This window comes from Candidatus Binataceae bacterium (assembly GCA_035308025.1).
Classification (GTDB): Bacteria; Desulfobacterota; Binatia; order Binatales; family Binataceae; genus JAJPHI01.
Map to the genome: position 1 here is coordinate 35,015 of DATGHL010000042.1, position 16,175 is coordinate 51,189.

Annotated in this window: 15 protein-coding genes; 7 read left to right on the plus strand and 8 right to left on the minus strand. The window is 63.0% G+C overall.

The window, feature by feature from the left end:
- Positions 1 to 8: 8 nt before the first annotated feature.
- The gene (locus VKS22_12510) at positions 9 to 1,067 is read right to left on the minus strand and encodes a YCF48-related protein (GenBank protein HLW71432.1); all 1,059 of its coding nucleotides are present in this window, start codon (positions 1,065 to 1,067) and stop codon (positions 9 to 11) included.
- Positions 1,068 to 1,259: 192 nt separating this feature from the next.
- A complete protein-coding gene (locus VKS22_12515) occupies positions 1,260 to 1,892 on the minus strand; it encodes a YqgE/AlgH family protein (GenBank protein ID HLW71433.1) in 633 nt (210 codons plus the stop codon).
- 215 nt (positions 1,893 to 2,107) lie between these two features.
- On the opposite strand from VKS22_12515, the gene VKS22_12520 reads away from it, so the two are divergent.
- Together VKS22_12520 and VKS22_12525 are read left to right on the plus strand one after the other, a co-directional pair.
- Positions 2,108 to 3,424, plus strand: coding sequence for an MFS transporter (locus VKS22_12520; protein HLW71434.1), 1,317 nt, complete (start codon positions 2,108 to 2,110; stop codon positions 3,422 to 3,424).
- Positions 3,425 to 3,511: 87 nt separating this feature from the next.
- The gene (locus tag VKS22_12525; GenBank protein ID HLW71435.1) at positions 3,512 to 4,705 is read left to right on the plus strand and encodes an NAD(P)/FAD-dependent oxidoreductase; all 1,194 of its coding nucleotides are present in this window, start codon (positions 3,512 to 3,514) and stop codon (positions 4,703 to 4,705) included.
- A 55-nt stretch (positions 4,706 to 4,760) separates the two neighbouring features.
- On the opposite strand, the gene VKS22_12530 is transcribed toward VKS22_12525, so the two are convergent.
- Both VKS22_12530 and VKS22_12535 read right to left on the minus strand, forming a co-directional pair.
- Positions 4,761 to 5,552 carry an enoyl-CoA hydratase/isomerase family protein gene (locus VKS22_12530; GenBank protein HLW71436.1) on the minus strand — a complete coding sequence of 264 codons (792 nt, stop codon included), beginning with the start codon at positions 5,550 to 5,552 and terminating at the stop codon, positions 4,761 to 4,763.
- A 73-nt stretch (positions 5,553 to 5,625) separates the two neighbouring features.
- On the minus strand, positions 5,626 to 6,510 hold the full coding sequence (locus tag VKS22_12535; GenBank protein HLW71437.1) for an LLM class F420-dependent oxidoreductase: 885 nt from the start codon (positions 6,508 to 6,510) through the stop codon (positions 5,626 to 5,628).
- 170 nt (positions 6,511 to 6,680) lie between these two features.
- Between VKS22_12535 and VKS22_12540 the strand changes: the two genes are divergently transcribed.
- On the plus strand, positions 6,681 to 7,484 hold the full coding sequence (locus VKS22_12540; GenBank protein HLW71438.1) for a dienelactone hydrolase family protein: 804 nt from the start codon (positions 6,681 to 6,683) through the stop codon (positions 7,482 to 7,484).
- Between the two features lie 69 nt (positions 7,485 to 7,553).
- On the opposite strand, the gene VKS22_12545 is transcribed toward VKS22_12540, so the two are convergent.
- The 4 genes from VKS22_12545 to VKS22_12560 all read right to left on the minus strand — a co-directional run bounded on the left by VKS22_12545 (position 7,554) and on the right by VKS22_12560 (position 11,647).
- Positions 7,554 to 8,312: an enoyl-CoA hydratase-related protein gene (locus VKS22_12545; protein ID HLW71439.1), complete on the minus strand. Its 759-nt coding sequence runs from the start codon at positions 8,310 to 8,312 to the stop codon at positions 7,554 to 7,556.
- 72 nt (positions 8,313 to 8,384) lie between these two features.
- Positions 8,385 to 9,548, minus strand: a complete 1,164-nt coding sequence (locus tag VKS22_12550) for an epoxide hydrolase (GenBank protein HLW71440.1) — start codon at positions 9,546 to 9,548, stop codon at positions 8,385 to 8,387.
- Positions 9,549 to 9,593: 45 nt separating this feature from the next.
- Positions 9,594 to 10,679: an aromatic ring-hydroxylating dioxygenase subunit alpha gene (locus tag VKS22_12555; protein ID HLW71441.1), complete on the minus strand. Its 1,086-nt coding sequence runs from the start codon at positions 10,677 to 10,679 to the stop codon at positions 9,594 to 9,596.
- A 113-nt stretch (positions 10,680 to 10,792) separates the two neighbouring features.
- Entirely contained in the window at positions 10,793 to 11,647 is an 855-nt protein-coding gene (locus VKS22_12560) for a G1 family glutamic endopeptidase (protein ID HLW71442.1), read from the minus strand.
- Between the two features lie 195 nt (positions 11,648 to 11,842).
- Between VKS22_12560 and VKS22_12565 the strand changes: the two genes are divergently transcribed.
- From VKS22_12565 to VKS22_12580, 4 genes are read left to right on the plus strand one after another with little or no spacing between them, the layout of a single operon-like run.
- Positions 11,843 to 13,063: a CoA transferase gene (locus VKS22_12565; protein ID HLW71443.1), complete on the plus strand. Its 1,221-nt coding sequence runs from the start codon at positions 11,843 to 11,845 to the stop codon at positions 13,061 to 13,063.
- Positions 13,064 to 13,121: 58 nt separating this feature from the next.
- Complete coding sequence (locus VKS22_12570) at positions 13,122 to 13,865, plus strand: EthD domain-containing protein (GenBank protein ID HLW71444.1); 744 nt, start codon at positions 13,122 to 13,124, stop codon at positions 13,863 to 13,865.
- Positions 13,866 to 13,872: 7 nt separating this feature from the next.
- Positions 13,873 to 15,372: an acyl--CoA ligase gene (locus VKS22_12575; GenBank protein HLW71445.1), complete on the plus strand. Its 1,500-nt coding sequence runs from the start codon at positions 13,873 to 13,875 to the stop codon at positions 15,370 to 15,372.
- 53 nt (positions 15,373 to 15,425) lie between these two features.
- Positions 15,426 to 16,172 carry a CmcJ/NvfI family oxidoreductase gene (locus tag VKS22_12580; GenBank protein HLW71446.1) on the plus strand — a complete coding sequence of 249 codons (747 nt, stop codon included), beginning with the start codon at positions 15,426 to 15,428 and terminating at the stop codon, positions 16,170 to 16,172.
- Positions 16,173 to 16,175 lie beyond the last annotated feature (3 nt).

Below are 16,175 nucleotides of genomic sequence, written 5' to 3' on the forward strand. Positions count from 1 at the left end.
GTTATTGCTCAATTCGCCCGTACCGGGGCGGTGTTGCCGGCGTTCCACGCACTCCAGTGCTGGCCGCCATCTTCGCTGCGCATGATCGTACCCGACATCCCCACCGCCAGCCCCAGATGAGGGGAGAAGGCTAATCCGGTGATCGAGTTCGAGGTCGCGCTCTGCCCGGGCAGGACCTCGCCGCGCACCACGCGCGCCGCGACGCCGTCCTGGCCACCGATATAAAGCTCCCCGGAGTCACCTGCGGGCCGCGCCGTAGCGGCGTAAAATGAATGGTGCTGGCCGGCGAGCGCGCCGGGTTTCCAGCTCTTGCCCCCGTCGGCAGTCGTCATATCCTCGCCGTTGAGGCCGAGGACGAGGCCACTCGCGGCGTTCTCGAAAGCTATCGCGAAAAAGGGATCCGAGGTGAGATCACGCTTGCCGCCGGTCTGGAGATTCCAGCTCTTGCCGCCGTCAGTCGTGCGAAGGGTAGTGGCAAATTCGCCGACGACCCAGCCATTATTCGGATCGGTGAAAGCGAGATCGAAGAAGACGATGTCTTCCGGGAACTTGTAGGAATTCCAGCTGGCGCCACCGTCGGCGGTGCAAAGGACGACGCCGTGTTCGCCGGCGGTGCAGGCCTTCTGCGCGTCGATCGCGACCACTTTCAGCAAAGCCGAAGTTAGTTTCGAGTCTTGCGGCTTCCAGGTAGCGCCGCGGTCGTCCGAATGAAAAATCACGCCACCGTCGCCGACGGCCCAGCCGCTCGCGCCGTCGGGCGCGAAGGCCACGCTGTAGAGGTCGTACAGGTTGACGCCCTTCTTTAGCTGGACCCGCTGCCACGTGCGGCCGTGGTCGTCGGAGGTCATCACGAGGCCCTTGTCGCCAACGATTACGGCGCGTTCGGAGGGCAGAATTGCGACGCCGAAATAGTTCTCCCACGTGCGGTCGCGTCCGGCCTCGGCACTGGGCTGCGGGTTTTCCGCAAAGCTCGTCCCCGGTGAAAAGCCGAGCCATAGGGCTGCACACAGCGCGACGATCCAGGCTGATGGCGCGACCCCCATAATCCAACGAAGTCCCCTACTCATTCGTACTCCTAAGGTTTCGCCAAGCTTTTCCGCCGCGGTTCCCCGGACATGAGGCGGGTTGCTCCTTCGAACCGGTTGACTCTTACCTTTCCGCGTCCCTTTGCGTCAAGGTCGCCCAACTTATGATCCCAGGCATTCGCAGGAGGATTTTAGCTGCAAACGCTTCATGCTGATCCGCGCAATCCCATTCAGTCATGGACTTCGGAGGAATTCTCCGAATGAGCCCGCAGGCGGGTCCGGCTGAGCAATCACACCGACCTGGCGCAGATGCGACTGCTGCACGAGTTTGGGCCAAAGCTTTGCCGGTTCGGCGCTGAAGATCAGATCGATGTCGGCGGGCAGGGTTTCCCACGCGCCCTGCAGGATCTCTCCGTGGAGCTGATCGCTTGACCACTGCGCACGCCCCAGCATCAGCCGCTGATCGCCTGACGCGAGGGGCCGGGTCAGCGCAGCCGCGATAGTGCCGAGACCCGTGGCCGCATAGAGATGGCTCGCAAGGCGGGTCGCCCCGACCGGCGGATGGTCACTGCGCATCAGCAGGATCGGCTCGGTATAATCCACCGGTCCGCCGAAGTAGGCCTTATCGTCCGGATGCTTGAGGCCGTCGACTTCGCGGAAGACCTCGCCGACGGTCACTCGCGTCGGCTTATTGATGATGAAGCCTGCCACCAGCGGCGACTCCGAGGGCAATACGAGGATCACGGACTGCTGAAAGATCGGATCTGGGAGATCAGGCGTGGCGACCAGAAAGTATGGTTCAGAGGCGATGTTCGGCGCCGCCGCGGCGAACAGACGGGCGGACATCAGCGATGATCCGGCAAGCATGATCGTGAGTACCCACCGGAGACGGCTCGATCTCAACAGATTAACCTCGGGCATCAACTTATGCTCGGCTATGCAACGTATGTGGCCTGACGCGGATGATAGCCCGATAACCTTGCGAAGGAAAAAGCCTGCTCAAGTGCGACTTCGTATAGATGACGCGCGCGGCGCGAGCTTATTCATGAGGCGAGGTGCCGTGCCTGCGCAACCCTGTCGCGATGAATAGCTGGCGGCGATGGCTGGCGCCATATGGAAAACCGCGGGTCCTGCTCATCCTGCCGCTCGGCTTTGCCAGTGGACTGCCCCTGCTGCTGACCTTCTCGACGCTGTCGGCCTGGCTGGCGACGGTCGGTGTGAGCCGCAGCGTGATCGGCGCCTTCGCGCTGGTCGGCACGCCCTACGCTTTCAAATTCGCCTGGTCGCCGCTGCTCGATCGCCTGCCGCCCCCGCTTCCCCTCGGCCGCCGGCGTGGCTGGGGCGTCACGATCCAGCTCGCCCTCATCGCCGCCGTGCTCGCGCTCGGACGAACGGATCCGCACCGGGACCTCGCCACGATGGCAATCCTGGCGGTGACGGTGGCGTTCCTGTCGGCGAGTCAGGACGTCGTGATTGATGCCTGGCGCGTCGAGATTTTGACTGCCGAAGAGCAGGGTCCCGGCGCCGGGATGATTCAGGCGGGCTATCGGATCGCGATGCTGGTCTCGGGCGCCGGGGCGCTGCTGATCGCGGATCGCGCGGGGTGGTTTGCGGCCTATGCGACCATGGCGGGGTTTCTTACCGTCGGGCTGTGCGTCTTTCTGTTTGGTCCCGAACCGCCCGCACCGGTCATAGCGTTGAGTCAGGAGAGCGCCGGCGGTCTGAGTGCCGTGCAGGAATGGCTGGCGAGTGCGGTCGTCGCGCCATTTGCGGATTTCATGCAGCGGCCGCGCTGGGTCGCGATCCTGCTGTTCGTGATCGTCTTCAAGCTGGGTGAGGCGCTGGCCGGCGTGATGGCGACGCCGCTCTATATCGCGATGGGCTTTTCGTTGGCCGAAATCGCCGCGGTCTCGAAGCTGGTCGGCTTTGCGGCGACGATCGTCGGCTTGTTCGCGGGCGGTGTCGTCTGCGCGCGACTCGGCCTGATGCGCGGGCTGTTGATCTGCGGCTTGTTGCAATCGGCCGGCAACCTCTTCTATGTGGTGCAGGCGCTGGAGGGCCATCGGCTCGACTATCTGGCGCTGTGCGTCGCGATAGAGAACATCACCAGCGCGATGGCCGCGGTCGCCCTCGTGGCTTATCTCTCCGGGCTCTGCTCGCCTGCCTTCACCGCGACGCAGTATGCCCTGCTCTCCTCGCTGGCCGTGGTTGGACGAACGCTGGTGGCGTCGTCGGGCGGGATGCTGGCCGACGAGCTTGGCTGGGTGCGCTTCTTCCTGCTCTCGACCGTGGTGACGATTCCATCGCTGATTCTGCTCGTCTGGATCGCACGAGCGGCCGTGCAGCAGGATTCGTCGGGGCCGCGGCCGCCTCATGTCCGCCAGCTTACGTCGCCGTAAGAGGTGAATAACGAATATAGCGCTCTGAGGAGAATCGTGCTACCTGAAACTTCCAGTCGGATTTCTCGAATCCTGGGAGAGAGACCAATGCGTGCAGCTACCTACGACATCGTAACTATCGGCGGCGGACTCGCCGGCTCGGCATTAGCAAGGGCGATGGCCGACCAGGGTGCGCAGGTACTGGTCCTCGAACGTGAGACGCAGTTCCGTGATCGCGTTCGCGGCGAGAATGTTGCTCCCTGGGGCGTCGCGGAAGCGCGGCGGCTTGGCCTCGATGCGACTCTCCAGAAGGCGAATGTAAATCAGGCACGCTGGGTGATCGGGCTCGGACCAGATCGCGACCTTGTGTCATCCACGCCTCAGGGCCTGCCGTCGCTCACCTTTCACCATCCAACGATGCAGGAGGCGCTGATCGCGGACGCAGCCCAATCCGGTGCGCACATCCGCCGCGGTGTGAATGTGAAATTCGTCACGCCGGGCGCACCCGCGGCAGTTGCGTTCGATTCCGGCGGAGCGACCGAGACCGTCGCCGCGCGGCTCGTCGTCGGCGCTGATGGGCGCTCATCGAACGTGCGCAAATGGGGCAAATTCGCCGAGCGGCGCGATCCCGACCGGCTTACGATTGCCGGTGTACTGTTAGAGGGCGGAGAGGGTTACCGCAGCGATGCCGCCTACTTTATGGTCAATCCAATGATTGGCCAGGGATCGTTTGTCGCGCCACAGAGCGACGGTCGCTTCCGCGCCTATGTCGCTCATCGCACCCATGCCGATCTGCGGCTCCATGGTAGGGATTCGTTGCCGCGCTTCGTCGAGGGATGCATCCAGTGTGGTGTGCCACCGAATTTTTTCACCGGCGCCGACGCGGTCGGGCCGCTCGCCAGCTTCAGCGGAGCGGATAGCTGGATCGATCATCCCTATGCTGCGGGGGTCACACTGATCGGAGACGCGGCTGCATGCAGCGATCCCTCGTGGGGACAAGGACTGTCGCTCACACTTCGCGACGTCCGCGTACTTCGCGATGCGCTGTTGGCGGACAGCGACTGGGATCGCGCGGGTCACGCTTACGCCCGCGAGCATGACCGCTACTATCATTCAGTCCATACGTCGGAGGACTGGCTCACCACACTCTTTTATGATCGGGGCGAACTGGCTGATGCGCGGCGCGCCAAGGCGCTACCGCGGATCATGGAAGACCCGACGCGCGTTCCCGACCATCTGTTCAGCGGGCCTGAGCTGCCGATTGATGACGCGGTCCGAAGACGTTTCTTCGGTGAAGAATGAAGCAGGCGGGTCCGTCAGTTTGGCTCTTCTCAAGAAGTAAGCCGCCGCCTCCGGTTCACTTGCCAGTGAAGCGGCCTGGCCGACGCTCAGCGACGGCTTTTACCCCTTCCTTATGATCGTCGGTTTTCATCAGCCAGGTCTGCTCGTGGAGTTCGTGACGCGTCTGCGCCTCGACGGTATCGGCGAGCTTGTCGCGCAGGGTCGCGCGGGTCGAGATAATCGCGAGGGGAGCGCTCTCGGCGATCTCCGCCGCCAGCGCGTGGGCGTTGGCGCGGAGTCGATCGAGCGGTGAAAGCTGATCGGCGAGTCCCCACGCCACTGCCGTTTCGCCGTCGATCCGGCGCCCGGACAAGAAGAGCAGCGACGCCCGTTGCATCCCGATAAGCCGCGGCAGGGTGTAGGTCAGGCCAAAACCCGGATGGATGCCGATTTTGACGAAATTCGCGGCAAAGCGCGCCTCGGGCGCGGCGACGCGAAAATCCGCGACCAGAGAGAGCCCGAGGCCGCCGCCGATCGCTGGTCCCTGAATCGCCGCGACCACCGGCTTCTTGCAGCGAAAGAGCCGCACCGCTTCGAGATAAAGCGGGTTGCTGCCCTTTGGCGTCTGGCTCTGATTGAGCGGGTTGTTCTCCGGACGGCTCTGAAAGTTCGCGCCGGCGCAAAACGACTTGCCTTCGGCGGCGAGCAGGATGCCGCGGCAGCCGGCGTCCTGATCGAGGGCCTCGAAGGCGTCCGCGATGTTGCGGATCAAGGCGTCGTCGAAAAAGTTGTGCGGCGGCCGATGAATCTCGACGGTCGCTACATAGTCGTTGCCGATCTCGACGCTCACATCACCATACTTGTTCATCGGTTCACCGGTGCGCGAAAAAACTGTCCCAGCTAAGCGTCCGCTAGACAGCCTGTCAACCGCGCCGCCACGTTCAAACTTTTGCCGCGGGCTCGACCCAAGTGCGGCTCAGCCCTTCGAGCAGCTTGACGACCTCGGCTTCATTGGCCGGCGCCTGCTGGAACGCCGGCGTCAGGTAGAGCTCGTCCACGCCGGCGTCACGGTAGCGCTTGAGGTCATCGGGCGTGTTCGAGTTAGTGGGCGTAACCAGGAACTCGAAGGGCGTGGCCGCGCGGCCATGCTCGACCCGCATGCGGCGGATCTTCGCGATCGCCTCGGCGGTCTCGGCGGGAGTCAAATTGAATCCGCACCAGCCGTCGCCATAAACCGCGGCGCGCTTCAGCGCGGCCTCGCTTTGACCGCCGACTAGAATCGGCAGCGCGGCGCCGCTGATCGGCTTCGGATAGCTGAGCGCGCCCTTGAAATTGACGAACTCGCCCGCGTAATCATTCTGCTCGCCCCACAGCCCGCGCATCGCTTCGACGTATTCGCGTGTGCGCTTAGCACGCTTCTCCCACGGGATGCCGAGGGCGACGAACTCCTCGCGCAGCCAGCCGATACCGATTCCCAGGGCGAAGCGTCCGCGGCTCAGATAATCCAGCGACGCGCAGATTTTGGCGAGCAGCAGCGGGTTGTACTCGGGGACGAGGCAGATGCCGGTGGCGAGCCGAATCCTCGACGTGCGGGCGGCGGCATAGGTCAAGGCCAGAAACGGATTGAGCAGCGGGATCGTGGTCGGCACCGGCAGACTCTCGCCGCGCGCGTAGGGATAGTGCGAGGCCTGGCCTTCGACGAACAGCAGATGCTCAGGCGCCCAGAGGGTCGCGAAGTTGAGGCGTTCTGCATGGATCGCGGTGGCGGCGAGAATCTCGGGCTGCGCGAAGTTCGCGATCCCGACGCAAAAAAAGCCGATTTTCATTCTGGTCTTCTCCTTTGTTCTTACCCTTTGGTCTTGCCCGCTTTGAAATTTTCCCGAGCTTAGCCCAATTGTGTCTATTGTCGAAAGCTGGCGGCCATGCGCGCGCGAGTCGCTTCTAAGAATCCTGCGCCGATAGAGTAGCCTCTGACTTATTGAGAGGAGCGAAAGGCATGAAAAATCTTGCAGCCAGGGCGACAGTCACGATAGTGGCCTTGCTTGCCGTGTGGTCGATTGCAGCTCCGGCGCGCGGCAAGATTGTGTCGAAGACGATCACTCTCAACGCCGGCCAAATCGTCTCGCACAGTTTCCTGGTTTATGACGACAGCTTGAAGAGCCGCCGTCCCGGCGTCCTGGTGGTGCCGGAATTCTGGGGCCTGAACGACTACGCCAAAAGCCGCGCGAAGATGCTGGCGCAGCTCGGCTACGTCGCCCTGGCGGTGGACATGTACGGCGACGGGAAAGTCACGACGGACCCCAAGCAGGCGGGGGCGTGGGCCACCGCACTCGAGACCGGTGATCGCGCCGAACTGCGCCGGCGGATCAATGCCGCGCTCGACGAACTAAAACGCGATCCGCGCGTCGATTCCGCTAAAACTGCGGCGATCGGCTACTGCTTCGGCGGCACGACCGTACTTGAGCTCGCCCGCAGCGGCGCCGATCTCCAAAGCGTCGTCAGTTTCCATGGTCACCCGGGGACCGGGGCGGTTGCGCAACCGGGCGCAATCCGGGCGCGGATTCTGCTCTGCGCCGGCGCCGATGATCCTTACGTGCCGCCCGCACAGCTCGAGGCTTTTGAGCAGGAGATGCGAACCGCGGGTGCGAACTGGGAAATTGACATCTATAGCGGCGCGAAACACAGCTTCACAAATCCGGGCGCGGACCAATACCACGTCCCCGCGCTCGCCTATAACCGCGACGCTGATCAACGCTCGTGGGCAGCGATGCGGGAGCTCTTCGACGAGACTTTGCAGTAGTTCGTGCGGATGGTCATCGCGAAGTGATGGCTAACCGCATCGGCCCTGTCGACCAACTTTTTTCAGACTCTACTTATTCTGCCAATTGGGTTGACGCTTCTCGGCGAAGGCGAGGGCGCCTTCGCGCGCGTCGGCGGTGGTTTGCAGCCACTCATAATGTTCGCGCTCGAGGGCCAAGCCGTCGGCGAGAGGTTGATCGAGGCCGTCGAGAGCGACTCGTTTGATCCGCCGCACGGCGAGCGGTGCGCTCTTGCAGATTTCGCCCGCGATCGCTTCGCACTTGCCGATTAGCTGGTTCATCGGCACGACGTGATCGACCAAACCGAGGCGCAGCGCCTCCGGCGCGTCGATCCGATTGCCCGTGTAGAGCATCTCGAGTGCACGGCCGAGTGGGATCAGCCGCGGCAGCCGCTGCGTGCCGCCGCCCCCGGGCAGCCATCCGAGGCGCACCTCACCCAGTCCGAACTGCGCGTGCTCTGCGGCGACGCGGATATCGCAGGCCAGCGCCTGCTCGAGGCCGCCGCCGTTGGCGTGGCCATTGATCGCGGCGATGACCGGCTTGTCGAGCGCCAGCATCACCGGGAACAGCAGATTGTGCGGCTCCTCGCCCGGTCGCTCGACGTAGTTGCTTTTGATGTCGCTGCCAGCGCAGAAGGCGCGCTCACCCGCGCCGGTCAGGATGGCGACGCGGAGCGCGGCGTCCTCCTGAAATTCCGTCCAGACTTCGGCGAGCCGCGCGTAAGACTCGTGGTCGCAGGCGTTCAGCCGTTCCGGCCGATTGATCGTGACGTAGGCGAGCGGCCCGCGTTTGTCGAAGAGAATTTTCATCAAGCAACCTCGATCGGGAATTCGGGCCTAAGAATCCGACCAATGCCGGCGCGCAACGACGGCATCGTCGTTCTAGCGGAGCGTGCGGTAGAAGGCGCGGATGTCCTGCACCAGTTGTTCAGGCTCCTCGCTCGGCGCGAAGTGCCCGCCTGCGGTCATCGGCGTCCAGCGCTTGAGATTGTAGTAGCGTTCCGCCCAACTGCGCGGCGGGATCAGCAATTCGCGTGGGAAGACTCCGATCGCCGTCGGCGCTTCCACCACCGGGGTGCGTGCATGCGCCGGTTTCCATGGATCGTTGCGCGCCTCGTAGTAATAACGCACCGAGGTGACGAAACACTCGGTCACCCAGTAGAGCATCACATGCGTGAGCAGCTCATCTTTGCTGTAGCGCCGCTCGACGTTGCCGCCGCAATCGCTCCAGTTGCGCCGCCGTTCGATGAGCCAGGCGCACAACGCCACCGGCGAATCGTGCATCCCATAGGCCAGGGTCTGCGGATCTCGGGTCTGGACCGCGACATGGCTTACGATCGTCGGTTCGGCTTGCCGTGTCCGCGCCAGCGCGGCCTGATCGTCTGGACCGTAGTCGCTTTCACGCAGACCGCCACCGGTAAAGAAATCCATCGGAATCGCGAGGCTCAGATAGATCCCGATCAGATGCTGCGGATATTTGTGCCCGAGCTGCTCGGTCAGCAGTGCGCCCCAATCACCGCCCTCGGCCGCGAACTTCTGATAGCCCAAAACTTCGCGCATCAAAGTGACCCAGAGGTCCGCGGTGCGCCACCAGTTGATGCCGGGCTTGGTCAGCGGGGTCGAGAAGCAGAAGCCCGGCAGGGAAGGCACGACGACGTCGAAGGCGTCTGCGGGATCGCCGCCAAAAGTGGCCGGATCGCATAGCGGCCGAATCACCTTATGCAGATCCCAGAAGGTCCACGGCCATCCGTGCGAGAGAATCAGCGGGATCGGCTTCGGCCCTTTGCCGGGCTCGTGGATGAAATGGATCGGGACGCCAGCGATAGTCGTCTTGTAGTTGGCGAAGGAATTGATCTCGCGCTCATGCTTGCGCCAGTCGTAGCGATCGAGCCAGTAGTCGACGAGTTCTTTCAGATACGCGCGATTGGTGCCGTAAGCCCAGTTCTCGTTGTTGTAATCGATCGGCCAGCGGGTCCGCGCCAGACGCTCGCGCAGGTCAGTCAGGACGTCGTCGGGCACTGCGATCGTAAAGGGCTCTTTTTGCATGATTGATGCGGTCTCGAGGTTTGAGCCTGTCGAGTTGAGGTGACTTTAACTCACCGCTGAGGCGAGCCGGCTCGGTCGCGTCGAGGCGGCCTGCCGGGCTTCCGTGGCTTCTTCTTCGATACGCTTGTCGAGCAATCGCAGCAGCATCTCGGGACCGGCGTCGTGCACGATATTCACTAGATTGCCGTCGGGCCGCTCCTTCAAGTTCCGATGCTGCGCTTCGAGCACGATAGCGTCCTCTTGAAACGCTGCGTCCACGGTCTCGAAGAGCATGTCGCTCATCCCGGGCGCGTCGGTCGCTTTGCTCGCACCCCAGCTGAAGTAGTACTCACAGGTATCCTCATCGACGGGCGTAACCGCCTGCGACGAATAGCTGTCGAGGAGCATCTGGCCGTTGGACGGGCCGGACGTCGCGGTGCCGGGCGTGAAGACCTTGAAATGAATCACGAAGTTGCAGGGCAAGGTCATCTGCACATCGACGTGCCAATCGAACAGCGCGTCGGGCGGAAAGAGATGCTGGGCAAAGGACGGCGCCGGCACACTATAGAACCAGGCCTCGCTGTTGACGCCGAGTGGCGTCGGCGTGCGCGTCGGTTTTACATCGACCCAGGCGCGAGTGCCGCCAAGGGTTTTGCTGTGGATCCAGTTGGCGTGGCTGAGATCCATCAGATTGGCGATTTCTAGCCGATGATTGGCCTTCACCGTAAGTTTTCCGGTTTTGATATTCCAGTTCGGATCGCTGGGGCCGACTGCGAAACAGATCAGGTTGGGATCGGCGCGCGCGGGATCGCCCATCCAGACCCAAATCCAGTTGTCTTTCTCGACCACGGGTAAGGTGCGCACGCGGGCGCGGGCGGGAATCGCGCGCTGGCCGGGAATCTCGACGCACATGCCGTCGGGGCCAAATTTCATACCGTGATAGAGACAGCGGAGCGCGTCGCCTTCCTTGCGTCCGAGATGCAATGCGGCCTGCCGATGCGGGCAGCGATCTTCCATAGCGACGATGCCGCCGGCGGGTTTGCGATAGAGCACAATCGGTTCATTGGCGAGGCGGCGCGCGAGGAGGGCGTCGCGACCCTGGCTCAGCTCGTAATCCCATCCGGCGCAGTACCACAGATTCCTGGCGAACATCGTCCAGCCCTCCGGCTCCGTCAGATGTGCAAGAGCAGGAGGATTGTCGCCGATCGCAGCGCCTTTCTCAATCGCTGCGCGCTGCGGATTACGAGCGGCTCAGGGGCGAGCTTTCAGCTCGTCGGAGAACAAGGCGTCAGCGTATTGCCGAATCCCCAACAGGCGCTGAAGCCGTCCAAGGTCGAATTAGGAACGGATACATTCGAGTTCTGCCCGCTGGGATTGAACATGACGACGCTGTCGCCGGTGGCGAGATTGGCGGTGGCGCTATTGGCAGTCGAGAAGCTGAAAATCGCCGTGCCGAAGTCCGCCAGCGGCAGGATCCCGCTGAATCCCGTCGGCGCCTCTTCGATCCATTCCGCGGAGAGTTTCGAGGCCTTGTACGTGAAGGTCTGGCTCCAACTGCCACCGGTGGTTTCGTCGGTCATCGCGAGCGTCCACGATTGCTTGCCCTTGCACTTACCGGCGCAATTCAGCGAGGCAGTCATGACATCGCCGGGATTCACCGGCAGCGTGCTGATGACGATCGAAAAAGCCGGCAGCATCTCGTACCACGCATAATATTGGCTGCCGCCGCCGGCGAACGAGTCTGACTCGGTGCCGAGCTGAATCAGCTTGGCGTCGGCGTGCCGGCATTTCGCGCTTTTGCAGTAACCGCCGATCCCGACCCAGTTCGATGAAAAGCTATCAATCCCCTGAGAAATCGCCCCCGGAACCACCCAGGTCGATTGCGCCGCCGTGTAGTGCACCTTGGTCTCGAATTTCGGCAGCGCATAGCCCGACCAGTTGTTGCTCTGCATCTGATTATCGATCGTACGCAGCGCGTCGCCGTTGAAATCGCGAGCGACGTCGATCGGCATATGTTTGCGACCAACCACGGCCTGGCCGGCGCGCGCCGGTTGATAACCGCTCAGGATCGTCAGAGCCAGTAACAGCGCGGCGCCGATTGTACAGATGATCGTTTTCAATGATGAAGCCCCCCGTCAGTTGATCTAGTTGAGATGCCTCCTTACGCCTAGCCGAAAAATCGCGATGCAGCGAGTCGTGTCGGACAGCAGCGCGCTGCTTTGCAGTCGGCGCGCAACCTGAGCTAACGTCTCGCTGATTCGACCGCTGACGACCATCCCGCGACGCGGGACTGGACAGGAGGTGTTGCGATCGCGATGAGCGCTCCCAAACATATGCTCGAAGGCTTCAAAGTCCTCGACTTCACGCAGTTCGTTGCTGGGCCGACGGTGACCAAATTGATGGCCGAGATGGGCGCCGAGATCGTCAAAATCGAACTCGCGCCGGGTGGCGACCTGTGCCGCAACTTCCCCTACGTCAAGGACCTGCGCAGCGCCTATTTCGTCCAGCAGAACCGCGGCAAGCTCAGCCTCTGTCTTGATATCAAGAGTCCAGCCGGACGCGCGATCGTGCGCGAGCTGGTACCTAAGGTTGACGTGCTGGTGCAGAACTACGCACCGGGTGTAATCGGACGCATGGGTTTCGACTACGCCACGGTGCGCGAGCTCAACCCGCGCATCATCATGTGCTCGGTCTCAACCTTTGGCCAAAGTGGACCGCTCGCGCCCGAACCCGGCTACGATTTTATCGGCCAATCTTACGCCGGGGTGACCTCGCTCAGCGGCGAGGCCGACGGCGACTATTATCCCGCGGCGCTGGCGATTGGCGACGTCTCGACCGGGGTGCACGCCTATGCCGCCGTGGCGACCGCATTGTTGCATCGTGAGCGCACCGGCCAGGGCCAGCATCTCGACATTTCACTGCTCGATTCCTACTTCCACTATCACGACATGGCGGTGCAGTTGGTCAGCGCCAGCCACGGCGCGATGCGGGTAACCCGAATGGGTGCGCAAATCAGTACGCTGTCGCCAGCCGGCATCTTCAAGACCAAAACCGGCTCGATCTGGATCTTCGCCTTCCAGAACAATCACTGGGCGAGTCTCTGCGAGCTGATGGGCCGGCCGGAACTGATCAAGGATGTGCGGTGCCTCGAAAACAGTACGCGCGTGGCCAATCGCGACGTCGTCAACGGCGCGATTCAAAACTGGCTGATGACGCTGGCGGGCGTCGACGCCGCCGTCGCACTCCTGCGCAAAGCGCATATCGCCCATGCTCCTGTGCTAACGGTCGAGGAGGCGATGCAGCATCCGCATCTGCGCGAGCGCGGCACCGTGCGCACGGTGCATGATCGGATCATCGGGGATTTTCAGGTGCCGGGCTTCCCTCTGCGCTTCTCGGGCTTTCCCGAGAGTCTCGCGCTCGAGGCGCCCTTTCTGGGCGAGCACAATCGCCGCGTGCTATCGACCTATCTGGGCTACGGCGAGGCGCAGATCGCGAAACTGGAAGGCGAGGGCGTCCTGCACAGCGCCTCGTACTAAGAGAGGAGCCGAGGTAATCATGATTCGTTTGACTTTTGTTCTTAGACGACAGTCTCGTATGTCGCGCGCGGAGTTCCAGAATTACTGGCGCGAGACTCATGGTCCGCTGGTCGCCCGCCACTCGGTCACGCTGAACATCCTGCGCTATGTCCAGCTCCACACGCTCGATGATCCTGTAAACGACGCGCTGGCCGCAGCGCGCGGCGGCATGGAACCGCCGTACGATGGCGTCGCCGAGCTTTGGTGGACCACTCGCGAGGCTCTGGCGGGGAGCTTCGGCAATGCTGCGGGTAAGGCCGCGGCCTCGGAATTGCTCGAAGACGAAAAGCGCTTTATCGACCTTGCGAATTCGCCGATGTGGCTGGCGTACGAATATCCGCAGGTCAATCCGACGCCGGAAGATTTGGTCGCGCGCGAGCATAGTCCGCTGGTGAAGCTGTTTTTTTGTCTGCGCCATCCATCCAATCAGAGCTTGGCGCAGGCGCAGCTCTACTGGCGGACCAATCACGGGCCGATTATCCGCGGCGTGGCGTCCGCCATGCGCATGCGGCGCTATCTGCAAGTCCATCGCTGCGAAGATGATCTCGAACAGCAACTACGGGTCAGCCGCGGAACTCGCGTCGCGCCCTACGACGGCCACGCCGAGGCGTGGTTTGATCGCGCCGATCTGGCGACGCTCGCGGCTTCCGCAGAGGCGAAACGCGCCATGGAGATTGCAGTCGCGGACGAGACTAATTTTATCGATTTTCGGAACTCCGCGATGTGGATCGGGAAGGAGCGCGTCTTTATCGATCGCAGATGAGCGGGAAATGAAGACCATGAACGATTTGCTTGCGACGGCCGATCCCGCGCGCGTCGCGTTAATTGGGGTCGAGCCCGATCGATCTCTGACTTACCGCCAGCTTAGCCGGCAAATCGACAGATTGGCTGAGGCGCTCGCGGCGAGCGGACTCGAGCCGGGCGCGCGGGCCGCAATTGTTCTGCCCAACGGCCCCGAATTCATCGTCGTTTTCCTCGCAGTCCTTCGCGCGCGTCTGACCGCGGCCCCGTACAACGGGGCGCAAGCCGCCGAGTTGGCGACGCTGTGGGAAGATGCCGGAATTCGCGCGGTGATCGCGATGACGGATGACCGCGCATCGCTCGAGACGGCCGCGCGGCTCAACCTTCCGGCCTGGCCGCTTTCCGTCGATTCGAGCGGGCAAGTGCAGCTTGCGGTCCGCTCGCGCGGTGCAGCGACGCGCAAGCTCTCGGGCTCTGACCCAAATCCCGACGATGTCGCGCTCTTTCTCCACACCAGCGGCACCACCAGCAAGCCCAAAGGCGTGCCGCTGACCCATGCCAATCTGATGGCCTCGATCGAGAATATCGCAGGCGGTTACCGGCTGACGGCCGACGATCGCACCCTGCTCGTGATGCCGCTGTTCCACGTCCATGGCCTGATCGGCGCCGCCCTCTCGACCTTGTACTCGGGTGGAACCGTGGTTGCGCCGAGGCGTTTCAGCGCCAACGCATTCTGGCCGCTAGCACGATCTACGGGCGCGACCTGGTACTCCGCCGTGCCGACGATTCATCGCACGCTGCTGCTCCGCGCTGACTCCGATGCACCGTCCAACAGTGGGTTCCGCTTCATCCGATCATGCTCGGCCGCGCTGGCGCCTGCCATGCTCGCGCAGATGGAGGATCGCTTCCAGGCCCCGGTGCTCGAAGCCTATGGCATGACCGAGGCGGCTCATCAGATTGCGACCAATCCACTCCCGCCGGCGCCGCACAAGGCCGGCAGCGTGGGTCTCGGCGGGCGCGTGGAAGTCGCGATCCTCGACGACGGCGGCCTGCCCCTGCCGCCGGAGCGCGAAGGCGAGGTCGCAATCAAAGGTGCCAATGTGATGGGCGGTTACGACCGCAATCCGGCCGCGAATGCCGCGGCTTTCGTCAACGGCTGGCTGCGCACCGGTGATCGCGGAAAGCTCGACGCGGAGGGCTACGTCAGCCTGGTTGGCCGGATTAAAGAGTTGATAAATCGCGGCGGCGAGAAGGTCTCGCCAGCGGAAATCGACGCGGTCCTGCTCGCGCATCCGGCCGTCGCCGAGGCCGCGAGCTTTGGCGTCCCCGACGAAAAGTACGGTGAGGAGGTGAGCGCCGCGATCGTGTTGAAAGGATCGGCGACAGCAAAAGACCTTCAGGCGTTTTGCCGCGAAAGCCTCGCCGATTTCAAAGTCCCGAAGGTGCTCCACATCGTCGCCGAGTTGCCCAAGACCGCGACCGGCAAAGTCCAGCGCAATGTCCTGACGCGAACCTTCACGCCCGCGTAGCCAAAGCCGTAGCTCACAAGCGCACGGGCAAGCTAGGTTCCGATAAATTAACCGTGGCGGTCAAATCTAATCTGTTCGAGGCGGTGTTAAATTACGCCGGCAATGATGGCGGGTTCTGTCGCCGGACTTTGCCGATCTACGACGCCCGCGCCGTCGCGCAGTTGGCGCTCGATCGCGAAGGCTTCGTGTTGGAGCACCGCGCGACCGCCGTCCGCAACTTCTACGATCCTGACGAGGTTCGCGCAGTCTACTACCCCGGGGTCGAGCAATTGCTCCGAGAGGTTATGGGGGCCGCGATGGCCTGCGCCTTCGAACACGACGTGCGCCGCGCCGAGCCTGCGGCGGCGAGCGGTCAGGCCGCGCGCGAACCGGTGCGCGTCGTCCATGATGACTACACCGAAAAGTCGGCGCCGGAGCGCGTTCGCCTGTACCTGCCCGACAAAGTTGATGGCCTGCTCAAGCGCCGCTTCGCGGTGGTCAATGTCTGGCGGCCGCTCCGCGGTCCGGTGCGGGATACGCCGCTCGCAGTCTGCGATGCGCAGACCCTCGCGCCGCAGGATCTCGTGCCGACGTCAGAGGGCGTCAAGCACGAAGTCTATCTGTTCAAATTCCGCCCGGCCCATCGATGGTTCTACTTCCCCGAGATGCAACCCGACGAAGCGATCCTGCTCAAGTGCTTCGATTCAATCAGAGACGGCCGCGCGCGCTTTACCGCGCATACCGCCATCGATCTACCACTAACTCAGCCGCCACCGCCACCGCGCGAAAGTATCGAGGTGCGCGCGCTGGTTTTCTTCTGATTC

Excerpts from the sequence above, each read along its gene's own strand:
- VKS22_12545 (HLW71439.1), bottom strand. The coding sequence starts at position 8,312 with ATGAAAATTCTCTTCGACAAACGCGGGCCGCTCGCCTACGTCACGATC.
- VKS22_12575 (HLW71445.1), top strand. The coding sequence starts at position 13,873 with ATGAAGACCATGAACGATTTGCTTGCGACGGCCGATCCCGCGCGCGTC.
- VKS22_12525 (HLW71435.1), top strand. The coding sequence starts at position 3,512 with ATGCGTGCAGCTACCTACGACATCGTAACTATCGGCGGCGGACTCGCC.
- VKS22_12515 (HLW71433.1), bottom strand. The coding sequence starts at position 1,892 with ATGCTTGCCGGATCATCGCTGATGTCCGCCCGTCTGTTCGCCGCGGCG.
- VKS22_12565 (HLW71443.1), top strand. The coding sequence starts at position 11,843 with ATGAGCGCTCCCAAACATATGCTCGAAGGCTTCAAAGTCCTCGACTTC.
- VKS22_12550 (HLW71440.1), bottom strand. The coding sequence starts at position 9,548 with ATGCAAAAAGAGCCCTTTACGATCGCAGTGCCCGACGACGTCCTGACT.
- VKS22_12510 (HLW71432.1), bottom strand. The coding sequence starts at position 1,067 with ATGAGTAGGGGACTTCGTTGGATTATGGGGGTCGCGCCATCAGCCTGG.
- VKS22_12520 (HLW71434.1), top strand. The coding sequence starts at position 2,108 with ATGAATAGCTGGCGGCGATGGCTGGCGCCATATGGAAAACCGCGGGTC.
- VKS22_12535 (HLW71437.1), bottom strand. The coding sequence starts at position 6,510 with ATGAAAATCGGCTTTTTTTGCGTCGGGATCGCGAACTTCGCGCAGCCC.
- VKS22_12540 (HLW71438.1), top strand. The coding sequence starts at position 6,681 with ATGAAAAATCTTGCAGCCAGGGCGACAGTCACGATAGTGGCCTTGCTT.
- VKS22_12555 (HLW71441.1), bottom strand. The coding sequence starts at position 10,679 with ATGTTCGCCAGGAATCTGTGGTACTGCGCCGGATGGGATTACGAGCTG.
- VKS22_12530 (HLW71436.1), bottom strand. The coding sequence starts at position 5,552 with ATGAACAAGTATGGTGATGTGAGCGTCGAGATCGGCAACGACTATGTA.
- VKS22_12570 (HLW71444.1), top strand. The coding sequence starts at position 13,122 with ATGTCGCGCGCGGAGTTCCAGAATTACTGGCGCGAGACTCATGGTCCG.